Origin of the sequence: Humibacillus xanthopallidus, assembly GCF_044793955.1 — a bacterium.
Lineage (GTDB): Bacteria > Actinomycetota > Actinomycetes > Actinomycetales > Dermatophilaceae > Humibacillus > Humibacillus xanthopallidus_C.
This window is the reverse complement of the sequence record NZ_CP084995.1, coordinates 4483001-4500072: the sequence shown is the minus strand read 5'-3', so window position 1 is coordinate 4500072 and position 17072 is coordinate 4483001. Positions and strand designations below refer to the sequence as shown.

12 protein-coding genes are annotated in these 17072 nt (G+C 71.7%); all 12 read left to right on the top strand.

Annotation, left to right across the window (positions count from 1 at the left end):
* Window positions 1–142: 142 nt before the first annotated feature.
* The 12 genes from LG278_RS20255 to LG278_RS20200 all read left to right on the top strand — a co-directional run bounded on the left by LG278_RS20255 (window position 143) and on the right by LG278_RS20200 (window position 17067).
* Window positions 143–1288: an inositol-3-phosphate synthase gene (locus LG278_RS20255; RefSeq protein WP_404389455.1), complete on the top strand. Its 1146-nt coding sequence runs from the start codon at window positions 143–145 to the stop codon at window positions 1286–1288.
* The gene (locus LG278_RS20250; protein WP_404389453.1) at window positions 1285–2178 is read left to right on the top strand and encodes an SCO3242 family prenyltransferase; all 894 of its coding nucleotides are present in this window, start codon (window positions 1285–1287) and stop codon (window positions 2176–2178) included. The genes LG278_RS20255 and LG278_RS20250 overlap by 4 nt, the downstream gene beginning before the upstream one ends.
* Window positions 2175–3056, top strand: a complete 882-nt coding sequence (locus LG278_RS20245) for a sugar phosphate isomerase/epimerase family protein (protein WP_404389451.1) — start codon at window positions 2175–2177, stop codon at window positions 3054–3056. Before LG278_RS20250 ends, LG278_RS20245 begins: the two co-directional genes overlap by 4 nt.
* Window positions 3053–3652 (top strand): EboA domain-containing protein, encoded by a 600-nt coding sequence (locus tag LG278_RS20240; protein ID WP_404389449.1) that lies wholly within the window; start codon window positions 3053–3055, stop codon window positions 3650–3652. Before LG278_RS20245 ends, LG278_RS20240 begins: the two co-directional genes overlap by 4 nt.
* 11 nt (window positions 3653–3663) lie before the next feature.
* A complete protein-coding gene (locus tag LG278_RS20235) occupies window positions 3664–4536 on the top strand; it encodes a TatD family hydrolase (protein ID WP_404389447.1) in 873 nt (290 codons plus the stop codon).
* Between the two features lie 3 nt (window positions 4537–4539).
* Window positions 4540–5748 carry a metabolite traffic protein EboE gene (gene eboE, locus LG278_RS20230; protein WP_404389446.1) on the top strand — a complete coding sequence of 403 codons (1209 nt, stop codon included), beginning with the start codon at window positions 4540–4542 and terminating at the stop codon, window positions 5746–5748.
* Window positions 5745–7169 carry a nucleotide pyrophosphatase/phosphodiesterase family protein gene (locus LG278_RS20225; protein WP_404389444.1) on the top strand — a complete coding sequence of 475 codons (1425 nt, stop codon included), beginning with the start codon at window positions 5745–5747 and terminating at the stop codon, window positions 7167–7169. Before eboE ends, LG278_RS20225 begins: the two co-directional genes overlap by 4 nt.
* A gap of 262 nt (window positions 7170–7431) precedes the next feature.
* On the top strand, window positions 7432–8658 hold the full coding sequence (locus tag LG278_RS20220; RefSeq protein ID WP_404389442.1) for an ROK family protein: 1227 nt from the start codon (window positions 7432–7434) through the stop codon (window positions 8656–8658).
* A 209-nt stretch (window positions 8659–8867) separates the two neighbouring features.
* The gene (locus LG278_RS20215) at window positions 8868–13973 is read left to right on the top strand and encodes a ThuA domain-containing protein (protein ID WP_404389440.1); all 5106 of its coding nucleotides are present in this window, start codon (window positions 8868–8870) and stop codon (window positions 13971–13973) included.
* A 252-nt stretch (window positions 13974–14225) separates the two neighbouring features.
* Window positions 14226–15233, top strand: coding sequence for a sugar phosphate isomerase/epimerase family protein (locus LG278_RS20210; RefSeq protein WP_404389438.1), 1008 nt, complete (start codon window positions 14226–14228; stop codon window positions 15231–15233).
* Window positions 15234–15373: 140 nt separating this feature from the next.
* Complete coding sequence (locus LG278_RS20205; RefSeq protein WP_404389436.1) at window positions 15374–16558, top strand: ThuA domain-containing protein; 1185 nt, start codon at window positions 15374–15376, stop codon at window positions 16556–16558.
* Window positions 16559–16695: 137 nt separating this feature from the next.
* The gene (locus LG278_RS20200; protein ID WP_404389434.1) at window positions 16696–17067 is read left to right on the top strand and encodes a VOC family protein; all 372 of its coding nucleotides are present in this window, start codon (window positions 16696–16698) and stop codon (window positions 17065–17067) included.
* The last annotated feature ends 5 nt before the right edge of the window (window positions 17068–17072 follow it).

Sequence of the window (17072 nt, the reverse complement as noted above, 5' to 3'; positions counted from 1 at the left end):
CCCGGCGGCGAGGTCCCATCCCCTCGCCGCCGGGGCACCGGCACCACCGAGCACCACCCAGCATCACGCTGACAACACCGAGCACCACCCACCACCCACAGCACGACCCCCCCAACGTCGGCCCCGATGAGGAGAACGAGACATGAGCGACGCACGAACGGGCCTCTGGCTGGTCGGAGCCCGCGGCTCCGTGGCCACCACCGTGGCGACCGGTCTCGCCCTCATCACCGCCCGCGGCCACGGCACCGACGGCCTCGTCACCGAGCAGCCCGAGCTCGCGGCCGCCGGCCTCGTCGCCCTCGACCACCTCGTCGTCGGCGGCCATGACGTCGTCGACGTGCCCCTGCTCAAGCGCGCGGCCCAGCTCGCCGACGCCGGCGTCATCCCGCACACCGCGCTCAGCCTCGTGCACGACGAGCTCGAGCGCACCGACGACCGCGTGCGCACCGGCTACCGCGCCGGCCACGAGGGCCAGGCCGAGGCCGTCGAGCGCCTTGCCGCCGACATCCGCGCCTTCCGCGACGCGGAGTCGCTCGCCCGCGTCGTCGTCATCAACGTCTCGTCCACCGAGGCCGTCGTCGAGGCGCACACCGCCCACGACAGCCTCGAAGCGCTCGAGCAGGCTTGGGCCGCAGGCGATTCGCCCCTGCCGCCGAGTGCCGTCTATGCGGCAGCCGCCTTCACCGCGGGCGCTGCCTTCATCGACTTCACCCCCTCGACGGGCGCCCGACTGCCGGCCCTCGAGGAGCTGGCCCAGCGGCACGGCGTGCCGTGGGGCGGCAGCGACGGCAAGACCGGCGAGACCCTCGTCAAGTCGGTGCTCGCCCCGATGTTCGCCGCCCGCTCGCTGCGCGTGCGCTCCTGGGCCGGCACCAACCTGCTCGGCGGCGGCGACGGGGCGACCCTCGCCGACCCGCAGGCCATGGAGAGCAAGGCCCGCAGCAAGGCGCGTGGTCTGGAGGCCATGCTCGGCCACCCCGTCGACGGACCCGTGCACATCGACAACATCGCCGACCTCGGCGACTGGAAGACGGCGTGGGACCACCTGACCTTCTCGGGCTTCCTCGGCACCCGCATGTCGATGCAGTTCACCTGGCAGGGGTGTGACTCCAGCCTGGCCGCGCCGCTCGTCATCGACCTCGCCCGCCTCGCCGACCTCGCGCTGCGTCGCGACGAGGTGGGCCCGCTGCCGGCGCTCGGCTTCTTCTTCAAGGACCCGGTCGGCTCCGACGAGCACCGTCTCTTCGAGCAGCAGCGCGTGCTGACGGAGTGGGCGACGTCGTCGTGACGCGACTGCGTGACCTCGCCGAGCTGGTGCGGGCCCCCGCGGCGCTCACCGTGCCCGGCGACTCCCTCGCCGGTGCGGCGAGCGCCGGCTGGCCCGCCGGCGTGCGCTCGGCCGCGCTGCCCCTCGCCTCCACCTGCCTCTACTGGGCCGGGATGGCGCTCAACGACTGGGCCGACCGCGACGTCGACGCCGTCGAGCGCCCGGAGCGACCCATCCCGTCAGGGCGGGTGCCCGCGCGCACCGCGCTCGCGACCGCCGGCGGCCTGACCGCAGCCGGGCTCGCCGTCGCCGGGCTGGCGGGCGGCCGGCGCTCACTCGCGCTCGCGTGCGTGCTCGCGGCAGCGGTGTGGTCCTACGACCTCGCCCCCAAGCAGGGGCCCCTCAGCGTTGCGACGATGGCCTCGACCCGCGGACTCGACGTGCTGCTCGGCGCGAGCGCGGGCGGGTGGCCGGCGCTCCAGCGTGCCGCTGCCCCCGCCGCCCTCGTGGCGCTCCACACGGCAGGCGTGACGGCCCTCAGCCGCGGGGAGGTGCACGGCGGCTCCGTCTCCGTCGCGCGGGGCACCGTCGCCACGACCAGCGTGGTCGCCGTGGCGTCAGCGCTGCGCGCCCTGACGACGGGGCCCTCCGCCGGGCGGGGTGTCGCCTGGCGGCTCGTCTCGCTCGCCCTGACGGGGTGGTATGCCGCGGGCGTCGTGGGTGCCCAGCTGGCCGCCGCGCGCACCCCCGACGCAGCGACGGTGCGGCGGGCGACCGGCGCCGGCATCCGCGGCCTCGTGCCCCTCCAGTCGGCCGCCCTCGCCGCGGCAGGCAGCCCCGGCCTCGCGCTGGGTCTCGCCGCGTCCGCCCCCGTCGGCGCCTTTGCCATGAAGCGGGTGTCGGCCACGTGAGTCTTCGCTTCGGCTACGGCCTCAACGGCTTCACCGACCACCGGCTGGGCGACGCGGTCGCGGTGCTCGCCGACCTCGGCTACGACGGGGTGGCGCTCACCCTCGACCACGGGCACCTCGACCCCTTCGCGCCCGAGCTCGCCGCCCGCACCGCCGACGTGGCCGCCCTCCTGGCCCGTCACGGTCTCGGGGTCATGGTCGAGACCGGCGGCCGCTACGTGCTCGACGCCCGACGCAAGCACGAGCCCACCCTCGTCTCCGACGACGGTCGTGACAGGCGAGTCGACTTGCTGCTGACGGCAATTCGCGTGGCCGCAGACCTCGGCTCCCCGGCCGTGTCCTTCTGGAGCGGCATCGCACCGCAGGGGGCGAGTCGTGAGGAGTGCTGGGCGCGCGTCGAGCAGGGCGTGGAGCTGCTGCTCCCGGTGGCCGAGGCGCACGGCGTCGACCTCGCGCTCGAGCCGGAGCCGGGCATGTTCGTCGAGCGGATCTCCGACGTGGACGCGCTGCGAGAGCGCCTCGGACGGCCCGACCGCCTGCGCCTCACGATCGACGTGGGGCACCTGCGCTGCACCGAGGACGCCGACCCCGCCGACTGCGTGCTCGGCGCCGGCGCCCTCGTCGCCAACGTGCAGATCGACGACATGCGACGCGGTGTGCACGAGCACCTGCCCTTTGGCGAGGGCGAGGTCGACTTCCCGCCGGTGCTCGCGGCGCTGTCGACGATCGACTTCACCGGCCTCGTCGCCGTCGAGCTGCCTCGTCACTCGCACGCCGCGCCCCTGCTCGCGGCGTCGAGCCTCGACTTCCTGCGTGACGCCGAGCGTCGGGCGCAGGTGGACCGTCCGCACCGACGACCGCAGGAGGTGGCCCGATGAGCCCCACGACGACCAGGACGACTGCAGACGCGCTCGCGCAGGTCGCGAGCGACCCCGCCACGATCGAGCGCCACTTCCCGGCGGCGGCGCGCACCGCGGCCCGCGAGGGCCTTGACGGGGACGCCGCGCGCGAGGCACTGCTGCTCGCGATCCCCGGCGACGCGGCATACGTCATCGAGGTCGTGAGCCGCGTCTATGAGCACGGTGACCCGGCCGAGCGGCGGGCCGTGCTGCTCGCCCTGCCAGCGCTCGATGCCCCCGGCCGCCCTGCCCGCATCGGCGACGCGGCGCTCCCCGTCGTGCGAGATGCCTTGCGCACCAACGACACTCGACTTGTCGGCGCGGCCGTCGGACCATATGCAGCCACCCACCTCGACGACGACGCCTGGCGTCAGGCGGTGCTCAAGGTCATCTTCATGGGCATCCCGGTCGAGCAGGTGTCCGGTCTCGCCGAGCGGGCCGACGCCGAGCTCGCCCGCATGGTGCGCGACTTCGCCGCCGAGCGCGAGGCCGCCGGCCGTGTCGTGCCGCCCGACGCCCTCACCGTTCTCGCCCTCGTCGACACCCCCGACCCCAGCCCCTCCCGGGCAGACTGAAGGAGCCTCCGGTGCGCATCTTCGACCCGCACATCCACATGACCTCCCGCACGACCGACGACTACGTGCGCATGCACGCCGCCGGCGTCAGGGCCGTCGTGGAGCCCTCCTTCTGGCTCGGCCAGCCACGCACGAGCGTCGGCTCGTTCGTCGACTACTTCGACGCGATCCTGGGCTGGGAGCCGTTCCGGGCGTCGCAGTACGGCATCGCCCACCACGCGACGATCGGCCTCAATCCCAAGGAGGCCAACGACCCCCGCTGTCGCGAGGTGCTCGAGGTGCTACCGCGCTACCTCGTCAAGGACCGTGTCGTGGCCGTCGGCGAGCTCGGCTACGACTCGATGACCCCGGAGGAGGACGAGGTCTTCGCGGCCCAGCTCGCCCTCGCGGCGGAGCACGAGCTGCCCGCGCTCGTGCACACCCCGCACCGCGACAAGCTGACCGGCACGCGGCGCACCCTCGACGTCGTGCGCGAGTCGGCGGTCGAGCCGGGTGCCGTCATCGTCGACCACCTCAACGAGATGACCGTCGCCGTCGTCGCCGAATCGGGCTGCTGGATGGGCTTCTCCGTCTATCCCGACACCAAGATGGACGAGCACCGCATGGTCGAGATCCTGCGGCGCTACGGCCTCGACCGGATGATCGTCAACTCCGCTGCCGACTGGGGCAACAGCGACCCGCTCAAGACGGTGCGTGTCGCCGAGGCGATGCTCGCGGCGGGCTACACCGCCGACGACGTCGACCGGGTGCTATGGCGCAACCCCGTCGAGTTCTATGCCCAGAGCGGGCGGCTCGAGCTCCCGGAGACCCAGGGGCCACAGGCCGAGCTCGTCGGGGCCGAGAGCTTCATGGGCAACTCCGTGCTGCGCGGCGCAAGGGACTGACCCGTGCGCTTCCGGCACGCCGACGGGCAGACGGTCCACGTCGCCTACTGCACCAACGTCCACCCCGGTGAGGACGTCGAGACCATCGTCGGCCAGCTCGACCGCTTCGCCCTGCCCGTGCGGCAGCACCTCGGCTCCGACGTGCTCGGCCTGGGACTGTGGCTGAGCGCGCCCGTCGCCCGCACCCTCGCCGAGGACCCGGTCGCCACCGACCGCCTGCGCAGCGAGCTCGACGCGCGCGGTCTCGAGGTGGTGACCCTCAACGGCTTCCCCTACCGGGGCTTCCAGGACGAGGTCGTCAAGCACCGGGTCTACCACCCCGACTGGACCGAGCCGTCGCGCCTGACCTACACCGTCCACCTCACCGAGGTGCTCGCCCGCCTGCTCCCCGACGACGCAGCGCGGGGGAGCATCTCGACCCTTCCCCTTGCCTGGCGGCACCCGTGGGCGCGTGACCGGCAGACGCTCGCCGCAGAGCAGTTCGACCGGCTCGCCGACCACCTCCACGCCCTCCGCGAGCGCACCGGCCGCCAGATCCGCGTCGGTGTCGAGCCCGAGCCCGGGTGTGTCGTCGAGACGACGACCGAGCTCGTCGAGCGCATGAGCGACTGGGACACCGACGTGCTCGGCGTCTGCCTCGACCTCTGCCACCTCGCCGTCGGCTTCGAGGACGCCGCTGTCGCGGTGCCCCGTCTCGCTGCGGCCGGCCGCCAGGTCGTCAAGGCCCAGGTGTCGGCCGGGCTCCACATCGAGCACCCCGCCGACGAGGCGGCCCGCACCGCGCTGGCCGCCTTCGACGAGGACCGCTTCCTCCACCAGGTGCGCGCCCTCGGGGAGGATGCCGAGCACGGTGTGGGCCGGCCCCTGCGCGCCCGCGACGACCTGGGCGAGGCCTTGGGGGGCTACCGTCCGCTCGACCCCGCGCCGGGTGGGGTCGAGCGGCCGTGGCGGGTGCACTTCCACGTGCCCCTCGGTCACGCCCCCGAGCCACCCCTCTCCGCGACCACCGACGACCTGTGCGCCTCCCTCGGTGTGCTCGTCGGCGGCGACACCGCGCTCACCGACCACCTCGAGGTCGAGACCTACACGTGGTCGGTCGTGCCCGAGGCGCACCGGCCCACCACCGACGACGACCTCGCCCGCAGCATCGCCGGTGAGCTCGCGTGGTTGCGCGACACGCTCATCGACCTCGGACTCAAGGAGCCCGCATGACGACCGACGCCCCCTCCACCCCGCAGCCGGGTGCACCCACCAAGGTGCTGCTCCTCGACGTCGTCGGGCTGACACCGCGGGCGTTGCAGGACATGCCGCGCCTGCGCCGGCTCGCCGGCTCGGGATCGCAGGCCCCGCTCGAGACGGTGCTGCCCGCCGTCACCTGCTCCGTGCAGTCGACCATGCTGACCGGCCGCCCGGTCGCCGACCACGGGGCGGTCGGCAACGGGTGGTACTTCCGCGACCTCGGCGAGGTCTTCCTCTGGCGCCAGCACAACGCGCTCGTCGAGGGGGAGAAGGTCTGGCACGCCCTGCGCCGGGCCCACCCCGGCGCGCGGGTGGCCAACGTGTGCTGGTGGTACGCGATGGGCATGGACGTCGACTCGATCGTCACGCCGCGCCCGATCTACCACGCCGACGGCCGCAAGTCGCCCGACTGCTACACCCGCCCGGTCGCCCTGCACGACCGGCTCACCGAGCGACTCGGCGACTTCCCGCTCTTCCACTACTGGGGACCGACGGCGTCGATCGCCTCGTCGCGCTGGATCATCGAGGCCACGCGCATCCTGCTGCCCGAGCACGACCTGACGCTCTCCTACGTGCCGCACCTCGACTACGACCTGCAGCGCTTCGGGCCCGAGTCTCCGCAGGCCAGGGACGCTGCCGCCGAGCTCGACGCCGCCCTGACCCCGCTCCTCGACGACGCGGAGCGCCTCGGCGTCAGCGTCATCGTGGTGAGCGAGTACGGCATCACCGCCGTCGACCAGCCCGTCGACGTCAACCGGGTGCTGCGGCGAGCGGGTCTGCTCGAGGTGCACACGCAGGCCGGCATGGAGTACCTCGACCCGTGGGCCTCCGAGGCCTTCGCCGTGGCCGACCACCAGGTGGCGCACGTCTACGTCAAGGACGCCGAGCGACTCGAGCAGGTGCGCGGGTTGTTGGCCGCCACCCCCGGCGTCGAGCAGGTGCTCGACCAGGCCGGCCAGGCGGCATACGGCCTCGACCACGAGCGCAGCGGCGACCTCGTGCTCGTGGCTGACCCGCGCGCGTGGTTCACCTACTACTACTGGCTCGACGACGACCGTGCGCCCGACTTCGCGCGGGGCGTCGAGATCCACCGCAAGCCGGGCTACGACCCGGCGGAGCTCTTCTTCGACCCCGCCGACCGCTCGGCCAAGGCGCGCGCGGGGCTCAGCCTCCTGCGCAAGAAGCTCGGGCTGCGGTATGCGATGACGGTCGTCCCGCTCGACCCGCGGTGGGTGCGCGGCAGCCACGGACGCCTGCCCGACGACGCGACCGACGGACCCGTCGTCCTCACCTCCGACGCGGCCCTGCGCCGTGACACGGTGGCCGCGGCGGACGTCCACGACCTCGTGCTCGAGGCCGCAGGGGCGACCCTCTCGACCAGCCGGCCCCAGTGACCACCCCATGAGCACCCCAATGACCACCCCCAGGACCACGGGTTCGCCGAGAAAGAATGCGCTCCCTGCGCTCCACGGCGCAGATCGTGACGCACAGGTCCTTCACGGGAAAAACACCATAAACCTTGACGATCGCGACGTGACCTCTTTAGTTTGTTGTCCCAACGTACTAGCGACGACGCTGGTCACATCGCAGATGGGGGCCGTCATGGTCTCGGAGGCTTCAGCGTCGCGCTTCGGTGCCCACCACACCGCCGACCAGATGAGCGTGCGACGCCACAACCTCTCCGTCGTGCTCAACCACCTCCGGGTCCACGGGGGCCGTTCCCGGGCGCGCATCGCGGCGGACACGGGGCTCAACAAGGCCACCGTCTCCAGCCTCGTCGCCGAGCTGCTCGGTCGGGGTCTCGTGCGCGAGGGCGAGATCGAGCGGGGCAGCGTCGGCCGACCGGGCCAGACGATCGAGCTGGACGCCACGAACTTCATCGCCCTCGGCGCCGAAGTCGCGATCGACTACGTCTCGATCATGGCGACGAACCTGCGCGGCGAGGTGGTCTCCGAGCAGCGTCTGGCCCTCGACACCGCAGGCCTGCAGGCCGGGATCGTCCTGCGCCGCCTCGCCGGCCTTGTGGGCTCTGTCATCGAGCCGCTCGCCGCGGGGGGCGCCGTGCCCGTCGGCCTCACGCTCGCGCTGCCCGGCATCACCGACCCGGCCTCGGGTCTGGTGTGGGACGCCCCCAACCTCGGGTGGCACGAGACGGCTGTCCTCGAGCCGCTGCGGCGCCACCTCGGTGAGCCAGCCTATCCGATCCTGCTCGAGAACGAGGCGAACGCGGCTGTCCTGGCCGAGCTCGACGTGCGCGGCCGCGCGGCCGCCCCGGACCTGCTCCTCATCACCGGGGCCACGGGTGTCGGCGGTGGCATCGTCACCGGCGGCCGGCTGCTGCGCGGCAGCCGCGGCTTCGCCGGCGAGCTCGGCCACATGCAGGTCGACCCGGCCGGACGCCGCTGCCGGTGCGGTCGCGTCGGGTGCTTCGAGACCGTCGTCGGTCTCGGCGCCCTGCTGCGCGCCCTCGCGCCGCAGGGCGACCCGGTGCGCGACCCGTCGATCGACGTCGTCCAACGGCTCGACGAGGTCAGGAGCCGGTTGGAGGCGGGTGACCCGGTCGCCCGCGCGGCCGTCGAGCAGATCGGTGACGGCCTCGTCCAGGGCTGCGGCAGCCTCGTCAACATCTTCAACCCCGGCATGATCGTCCTCGGTGGCTACTTCGCCGTCCTCGGCCAGTGGTTCGCGCCACGACTGCGCTCCGAGCTCGACACGGAGGTGTTCGCACCGAAGTCCGGGGGCTGCAGCATCGAGCTGTCGACCCTGGGGTTCTCCGCAGCCGTGCGCGGCGGCGCCCTGCGGGCCACGCGCCACGTCTTCGACGAGCCGGGCCTCGTGCCCTTCCGGGCCGACGTTCGCGAGACCTCGGGCGCCCTGTCATGACCGGCACCGCCGACGTCCGGCTCGGCTCGCGCTGAGCAGGCAGGGGGCGCCGGCCCGAGACCCCGGCGCGGATCGACACCGCCTCGACCACCACCAGCAGCACCTGAGCAACACCTGAGCAGCACCGCACCACCAGGGCCGAACGGCCGGGGGACCCGCCCCGGGCAGCAGGGAGCGCACCACACCACCTTCTCAAGGAGGAGCAGGGGATGAGATTGCTCACGAGTAGGGCATGGCTACGAACACGGCGACTGGTCGCCGTCGTCGTCGCCATGCTCGTCGCACTGCCCATGGCGGTCCTGTGGTCGGCCGGGATGGCGTCCGCCCACGACGGACACGGCGAGACCGACCCGTTCACAGCGCTGGTCTTCAGCAAGACCGCCGCCTTCCGCCACGGGTCGATCCCGGCCGGCATCGCGGCGATCCAGAAGCTCGGCACCGACCACGGCTTCACCGTCGACGCCACCGAGGACGCGGGCGCCTTCACAGACGCCAACCTCGCCAAGTACGACGTCGTCATCTGGCTCTCGACGACCGGCGACGTGCTCGACACCAGCCAGCAGGCCGCGTTCGAGCGCTACATCGAGGGTGGCGGCGGCTATGCCGGAGTCCACGCCGCGTCCGACACCGAGTACGACTGGCCGTGGTACGGCGAGCTCGTCGGGGCCTACTTCTCCGGCCACCCCGCGGGCACTCCCACCCACACGGTCAAGGTGGCAGACCACGCGCACCCGTCCACCGCCGAGCTCCCCAGCCTGTGGAACCGCATCGATGAGCTCTACAACTTCCGCAGCAACCCGACGGGCAAGGTGCACGTCCTGGCCTCCCTCGACGAGAACTCTTACTCCGGCGGCACGATGGGCGCTGAGCACCCGATCTCGTGGTGCCGCGACTACGACGGCGGCCGCGCCTGGTACACCGGCCTCGGCCACACCGACGCCAGCTTCGCCGACCCGCAGTTCCTCACCCACCTCCTCGGTGGCATCCGGACTGCCGCTGGCGTGGTCCCGGCCGACTGCGCTGCGACGCTCTCGTCCAGCTTCGAGAAGGTCACGCTCGACGACAACACGGCCAACCCGATGGAGCTCGACATCGCCGAGGACGGCCGGGTGTTCTACGTCGACCGCAATGGTGACGTCCGGGTCATCCAGCCCAATGGCAACGTCTCCACCGCCGGCACGATCCCGGTCTACACCGGGCAGGAGTTCGGCCTCCTCGGCATCGCTCTCGACCCCGACTTCGCGACGAACAACTGGCTCTACCTCTACCACTCGCCGGCCGGCGCTGCGTCGGTCGACCGGGTCACGAGGTTCACGATGAGCGGCAACACGCTCGACGCCGCATCGGCCACGCAGATCCTCGAGATCCCGGTGCAGCGCAACGAGTGCTGCCACGCCGGCGGCGCCCTCGAGTTCGACAACGACGGCAACCTCTACATCGCGACGGGCGACAACACCAACCCGTTCGCTTCGGACGGCTACGCGCCGCTCGACGAGCGCACCGGCCGGGTCGCCTGGGACGCCCAGCGCTCGTCCGCCAACACCAACAGCCTGTCGGGCAAGATCCTCAGGATCACGCCCAAGGACGCAGGCGGCTACGACATCCCCACGGGCAACCTCTTCGCCCCGGGCACCGCAAAGACCCGTCCCGAGATCTTCGGCATGGGCTTCCGCAACCCCTTCCGCATCGGGCTGGACGAGCAGACGGGTGCGGTCCTCGTGGCCGACTACGGCCCCGACGCGGGGTCCTCCAACCCGAGCCGTGGACCGGACGGGCGCGTCGAGTGGAACATCGTCGACAAGCCCGGCTTCTACGGCTGGCCCTACTGCGTCGGTGCCAACACCCCCTACATCGACTACGACTTCGCCACGACCCAGTCCGGCTCGGCCTACAACTGCGCCGCACCGGTCAACGACTCGCCCAACAACACGGGCCTGACCCAGCTGCCGCCCGCCATCGGCGCCGAGCTGTGGCAGGGCAAGACGAGCACGGCAAACCCGGAGATCGGTGGCAGCGGTGCCCCGATGACCTCGGGCACGTATGCCTACGACCCCGACCTGGAGTCGGACCGCAAGTGGCCGGAGTACTTCGACGAGAAGGCGATCTGGGCCGACTGGAACAACAGCCGGCTCTTCACGGTGCAGCTGAACGACGAGCACACCGGGGTCGTCGACCTGAACCGCCTCCTTCCCGACCTGGCGATGACGCGGCCGCACGCGCTGCAGTTCGGTCCCGACGGCGCGCTCTACATGATCGAGTGGGGCAGCGGCTTCGGCGGCAACAACGCCGACTCCGGCATCTACCGGATCGACTACGTCCAGGGCAATCGGGCACCGGTCGCCCGGGCCACCGCCTCGCCGCTGTCAGGACCGGCACCGCTCAAGGTCGACTTCGACGGCTCGGGGTCGCGAGACCCTGACGGCACCGACGTCACCTACGCCTGGGACTTCGACGGCAACGGCACGACCGACTCGACCGACGCGGTCACGTCGCACACCTACACGGCGGTCGGCGACTACACCGCCCGCCTCACGGTCACCGACGCTGACGGGCGCACGGCCGTGTCGAACATCGACATCGTCGTCGGCAACACGGCGCCGAAGGTCGAGATCATCGCCCCGGTCGACGGCGGCTTCTTCGAGTTCGGCGACACGATCTCCTACGAGGTGAAGGTCACCGACCCGGAGGACGGCACGATCGACTGCGACAAGGTCGTCGTGCAGCCGGCCCTCGGCCACGACGAGCACGCCCACGGCTACGAGCAGTACACGGGATGCTCCGGCACCTTCCCGCTGCCCGGTGACGAGGGCCACGTGGGTGCCGACATCTTCGGCACCATCACCGCCACCTACACCGACAAAGGTGCCGCCGGCGCCTCGGCCCTCACGGGTCAGGACACGGTCGTCGTCCACACGAAGCGCAAGGAGGCGGAGTTCTTCGACGCCACCGGTCGCGTCGGCGCGGGCACGAACGGCGACCCCGGTGTCGTCGTCGAGGCCGCGAGCGACTCGCTCGGCGGTGGCAGCAACATCGGCTACATCGAGCCCGGTGACTGGATCCGGTGGGACGTCATGAACCTGACGAACATCGACAGGATCACGCTGCGCGCCGCATCCGACGTCGGTGGCGCCGACTGGGAGGTCCGGACGGGCTCGCCCGACGGCCCCACCGTCGCCCGGATCCGGGTCGACCAGACGGCGGGCTGGCAGCAGTACGAGTACTTCTCGGGTGCGGTGAGTGGCGAGACCGCCACCGTCTCCGGACCGCTCTACTTCGTCCAGCTCACCGGTGGGTCGAACGTCAACTGGATCGACTTCGGCGGCCGTGGCATCACGGAGAACCAGCGTCCGGACCTCAGCCTGACGGCGACGCCCACGACCGGGGACGGGCCGCTCGCGGTCGCGTTCACCGCGACGGCCACCGACCCCGACGGCGACGACCCGATCACGTACGCGTGGAACTTCGGTGACGGTTCGACCGCGGACACCGGCCAGACCGGCACGGCGACGCACACCTACACCGAGCCGGGCAGCTTCCGGGCGACGGTCACCGCGACCGACTCCCGCGGCGCGAAGGCGTCCACGTACGTCACGGTCAAGGTCAACGCACCGCTGCCGACGTGCTTCACGGGACGGTCGGACGGCTTCGACGGCAGCGCGCTCGACACGTCGCGGTGGGGCAGCAACGTGCGGGTCGACGGCGACCTGTCCGTCGAGGACGGCCACCTCGTCATCAAGCTCGCGGCACCGGACCTCTACGGAGCCACCGGTGGCGCGACGCCGAACCTCGTGCTGCAGCACCTCCCCGGTGGCGCGTTCGAGGCGACGACCAAGGTGAGCTTCCCCGCGGTCCGCCAGTACCAGCAGGCGGGCCTGATCATCTACGGGGACGACAACAACTACCTGAAGCTCGTCATGCAGGGACGGACGGCATCGCCTGACCCCGCGGGCCGCGTCGTGCAGTTCCTCACCGAGATCGGGGGCACCGCGTCTGAGACGAACTCGGCCGCCCTCGGGGCCTCCTTCCCGGAGACCTTCTGGCTGCGCCTGTCGAGCAGCAACGGGCTCGACGTCACGGCGCAGTACAGCGCCGACGGCAACACGTGGAGCACGATCAGCGGCACGCGGTCCCTCGCCGGGATCAACGAGCCGAGGATCGGTCTCTGGGGCACGGCCAACCAAGCCGCGGCCCTGCCGATCACCGCGAAGTTCGACTACTTCACGCTGACCCCGGACGACACCGCCACGGACTGTGACGCCCCGGACACGACGGCGCCGACGGTCACGGTCACCACCGACCCCGCCTCTCCTGACGGGGCCGACGGGTGGTTCCGCTCGCCGGTGACGCTCAGCGCCACGGCAGCGGACGACGTGACCACGGCCCCCGCCATCGAGTACCGCGTCGGTGACGGCGCGTGGGCGGCATACACCGGTCCCGTCAGCCTGACGACGGACGGCACCCACACGGTGGCGTTCCGGGCCACTGACGGGGCCGGCAACGTGTCCGAGGTCGAGACGGTGGTCGTCAAGATCGACTCCACTGGACCGAAGGTCACCGTCAAGGACGGCGCCGAGTTCACGGTCGGCTCGGGCGGGGTCTACTCCAAGGTCTCGTTCAAGCTGAACGACGCCAACAAGGTCGACCGCCTGACCCTCAACGGCGTGGAGAAGGACCTCACCGACAACGTGTGGTCCGACCTCAACGGCGTCAAGCCCGGTGTCTTCGGTGGCAAGGAGGGGACCAACACGCTCGTCGTCTTCGACGTCGCGGGCAACAGCACGACGGTCACCTTCACCCTCGACACCACCGGACCGAAGGTCACCGTCAAGGACGGCGCGCAGTTCACGCTCGGCGGCGACGGCACCTACGCCAAGGTGTCGTTCAAGCTGAACGACGCCAACAAGGTCGACCGCCTGACCCTCAACGGCGTGGAGAAGGACCTCACCGACAACGTGTGGTCCGACCTCAACTCGGTCGTGCCGGGCGCCTTCGGCGCCAGGCTGGGCGAGAACACGCTGGTGGTCCACGACGTCGCCGGCAACGCCACCACCGTGACATTCACGCTGGAGCAGCCGGTGACGGTCGCCCGACTCGTCATCGCGGACCACGTCGACGCCGGTGACCTCAAGGCCCAGCAGGCCAAGGGGCTCACTGACCGGCTCGACAACGTCGACAGGCACGCGGCCGCCGGCCGGACGGACGCGGCGGAGCGCGCGGTCGACGCGTTCGTGACCCGCGTCGAGACCGTGGTGACGCAGGCGGAGCTCCGCGCCGTCATGCTCGGCCTGGCCGACCTCATGCCGGTCGGTCGCTGAGATGAGTTCCGTCGTGGGGAGCGTGGTCCCGATCCGGTCTCGCACCGGTGGACCACCCACCGACCGGTGGGGATTCGGCCCCACCGGCCGGCGGGGGCCCTCGCTCCCCGCGGCGGAGGGGCGCGGGCGCTACGGCGTCCGCGTCCCGGCGGCCGACGCCGGGGCATTGCGCTCCGTCCCGGCATCGGTCCGCCGCAATCTACCAACGTCCCACGCACCTGGGACCGCACCGAGAGAAAGAGAGAGCACCTCATGACACGACCCATCACCCTCTTCACCGGACAGTGGGCGGACCTGCCCTTCGAGGAGGTCGCGAGACTTGCCGGGGAGTGGGGCTACGACGGCCTCGAGATCGCGTGCTGGGGCGACCACCTCGACCCCTGGCGCTGGGACGACGCGGCCTACGTCCAGTCCAAGCGCGACGTGCTGGAGCGCAACGGCCTCAAGGTCTGGACCATCTCCAACCACCTCAAGGGTCAGGTGGTGTGCGACGACCCCATCGACGCGCGGCACCGTGACATCGTCTCGGACCGGGTCTGGGGTGACGGCGATCCGGAGGGCGTGCGCCAGCGCGCGGCCGAGGAGATGAAGAACACCGCCCGGCTCGCGGCCGCCCTCGGGGTCACGACGGTCACGGGCTTCACCGGCTCCTCGATCTGGAAGTACGTCGCGATGTTCCCGCCTGCCTCGGACGCGATGATCGAAGCGGGCTACCAGGACTTCGCCGACCGCTGGAACCCGATCCTCGACGTGTTCGACGAGGTCGGGGTGCGCTTCGCGCACGAGGTGCACCCCTCCGAGATCGCCTACGACTACTGGACGACCGTGCGCACCCTCGAGGCCATCGGACACCGCAAGGCGTTCGGGCTCAACTGGGACCCCAGCCACATGGTGTGGCAGGACATCGACCCGGTGGCGTTCCTCTGGGACTTCAAGGACCACATCGCCCACGTCCACTGCAAGGACACGAAGAAGCGTCTGGGCAACGGCCGCAACGGTCGGCTGTCGTCGCACCTGCCGTGGGCGGACCCCCGGCGCGGGTGGGACTTCATCTCGACGGGCCACGGTGACGTGCCGTGGGAGGACGCCTTCCGGATGCTCAATGCCATCGGCTACGACGGCCCCCTCTCGGTCGAGTGGGAGGACGCCGGCATGGACCGCCTCGTCGGAGCTCCCGAGGCGCTCTCCTTCGTGCGCCGGCTCTCGTCCTACGAGCCGTCCGGCGCAGCGTTCGACGCGGCGTTCTCGACCAGGGAGTGACCCCGACCCCGGGGTGAACCCACCGGGGTGACCCCCACCGGGGTGACCCTGACCCACCAGCGTCCCCGGACCGCAGCCCGCGGTCCGGGGGACGGGCCCCCGGGCGACCGCCGCCCCGGGCACCACACAAGGAGACAACCATGACAACGACACATCGACGTGTCGGACCCGGACGACTGCTCGGGACCCTGACGGGTCTCGCGGCGCTCCTCCTCGGGTTCGGCGCGGCATCCGCGGGGGCCGTCGACTCGGCGGCAAGCACGAACGCCAGCCCCCAGGCCGGCGCCAGCGAGGAGTACAAGGTCCTCGTCGTCGGCAAGACGCTCGGCTTCCGCCACTCGCACATCGACGAGACGACCAACGCCGTCATCGACATGGGCGAGGAGAGCGGCTTCACCGTCGACGTCTGGGACCCGCCCAACAGCTCCGGGGGCTGGTGGGGTCCCGGCTCGCCCGGACAGCCCGGGCTGACGATGTCGAGCACGCCGTTCACGAGTGCCGAGAACCTGTCGAAGTACGCGACCATCCTGTTCGCCTCGCCGGTCGACAACACCAACAACCTCAACCCGGCCACGCCGCGCCTGCTCAACGACTCCGAGCTCGCGGCGTTCCAGGGCTACATGCGTAGCGGCGGCGGCTACGTCGGTCTGCACGCGGCGACCGACACCATGCACTCCGTGCCGTGGTACTCCAAGCTGTCCGGCGGCGGGGCCCGCTTCGTCAACCACCCGGCGCAGCAGACGGCGACGATGCGGGTCGAGGACCCGACGCACCCGTCGACCGAGCACCTGCCGCTCGAGTGGGTCCGGTTCGACGAGTGGTACAACTTCACGACGAACCCGCGTGACGACGTGCGCGTGCTCCTCACGCTCGACGAGTCCACCTACTCCGGTGGCCGCATGGGCGCCGACCACCCGATCGCGTGGTGCCACAACTTCGAGGGCGGCCGCTCCTGGTACGAGGGCGCCGGCCACGTCGACGCCTCCTACTCCGACCCGGTGTTCCTCGAGCACCTCAAGGGCGGCATCGAGTGGACCGCGGGCAAGGTGAGCGGTGGCGGCGACTGCGTGACCTTCACCGAGGTCGCGGGGCTGCTCGCGGCGTCCGACGACGGCTCGGTCCGATCCGAGAAGCTCGCGGCCCAGCTCGAGGAGCGGCTCGCGGCAGCGGAGGCCGCTGCCGACGCCGGTGACCGCGACGCCGCGCTTCACGCGCTGCAGACGGCGCGGGGCAAGGCCAACGGGCTCGTCGGCGGAGCCGAGGTCGCGTCCAAGATCGCGGATCTCATCGAGTGGCAGACCGGCCTGCGCGCAGCGGGGATGTGACCAAGCGCCGGTGACACGCCGGTGACACGCCGGTGACATCAGGGCTCGGGGGCGTGGTCGCGACAGCTGCGACCACGCCCCCGGGCGGTGCGGCGCCCTCTCGACGGGGGTCCGGGCACGGGGCTAGCGTGCGGAGCATGACGCTCGTGCAGATCGCCCAGCACGCCGACGACCTCCAGCGCGCCAGTGCCTTCTATGCCGATCTGCTCGGTGGGGCACCCGTCGCGACGTTCGACCCGCCGGGTCTCGTCTTCTTCGACCTCGGCGGGGTGCGCCTCCTGCTCGACCGAGGCGCGCCGAGCGCCCTGCTCTACCTCGGCGTCGACGACATCGACGCGACGGTCGAGCGACTCCGCGCCGCCGGGGTGCCCGTCGAGAGCGCGCCGCACGTCATCTTCGGGCACGACGACGACACGCTCGGCCCGGCCGGCACCGACGAGTGGATGGCCTTCGTGAAGGACCCCGAGGGCAACCTCGTCGGCCTCGTCGAGCACCGACGGCGCAGCTGAGCGGG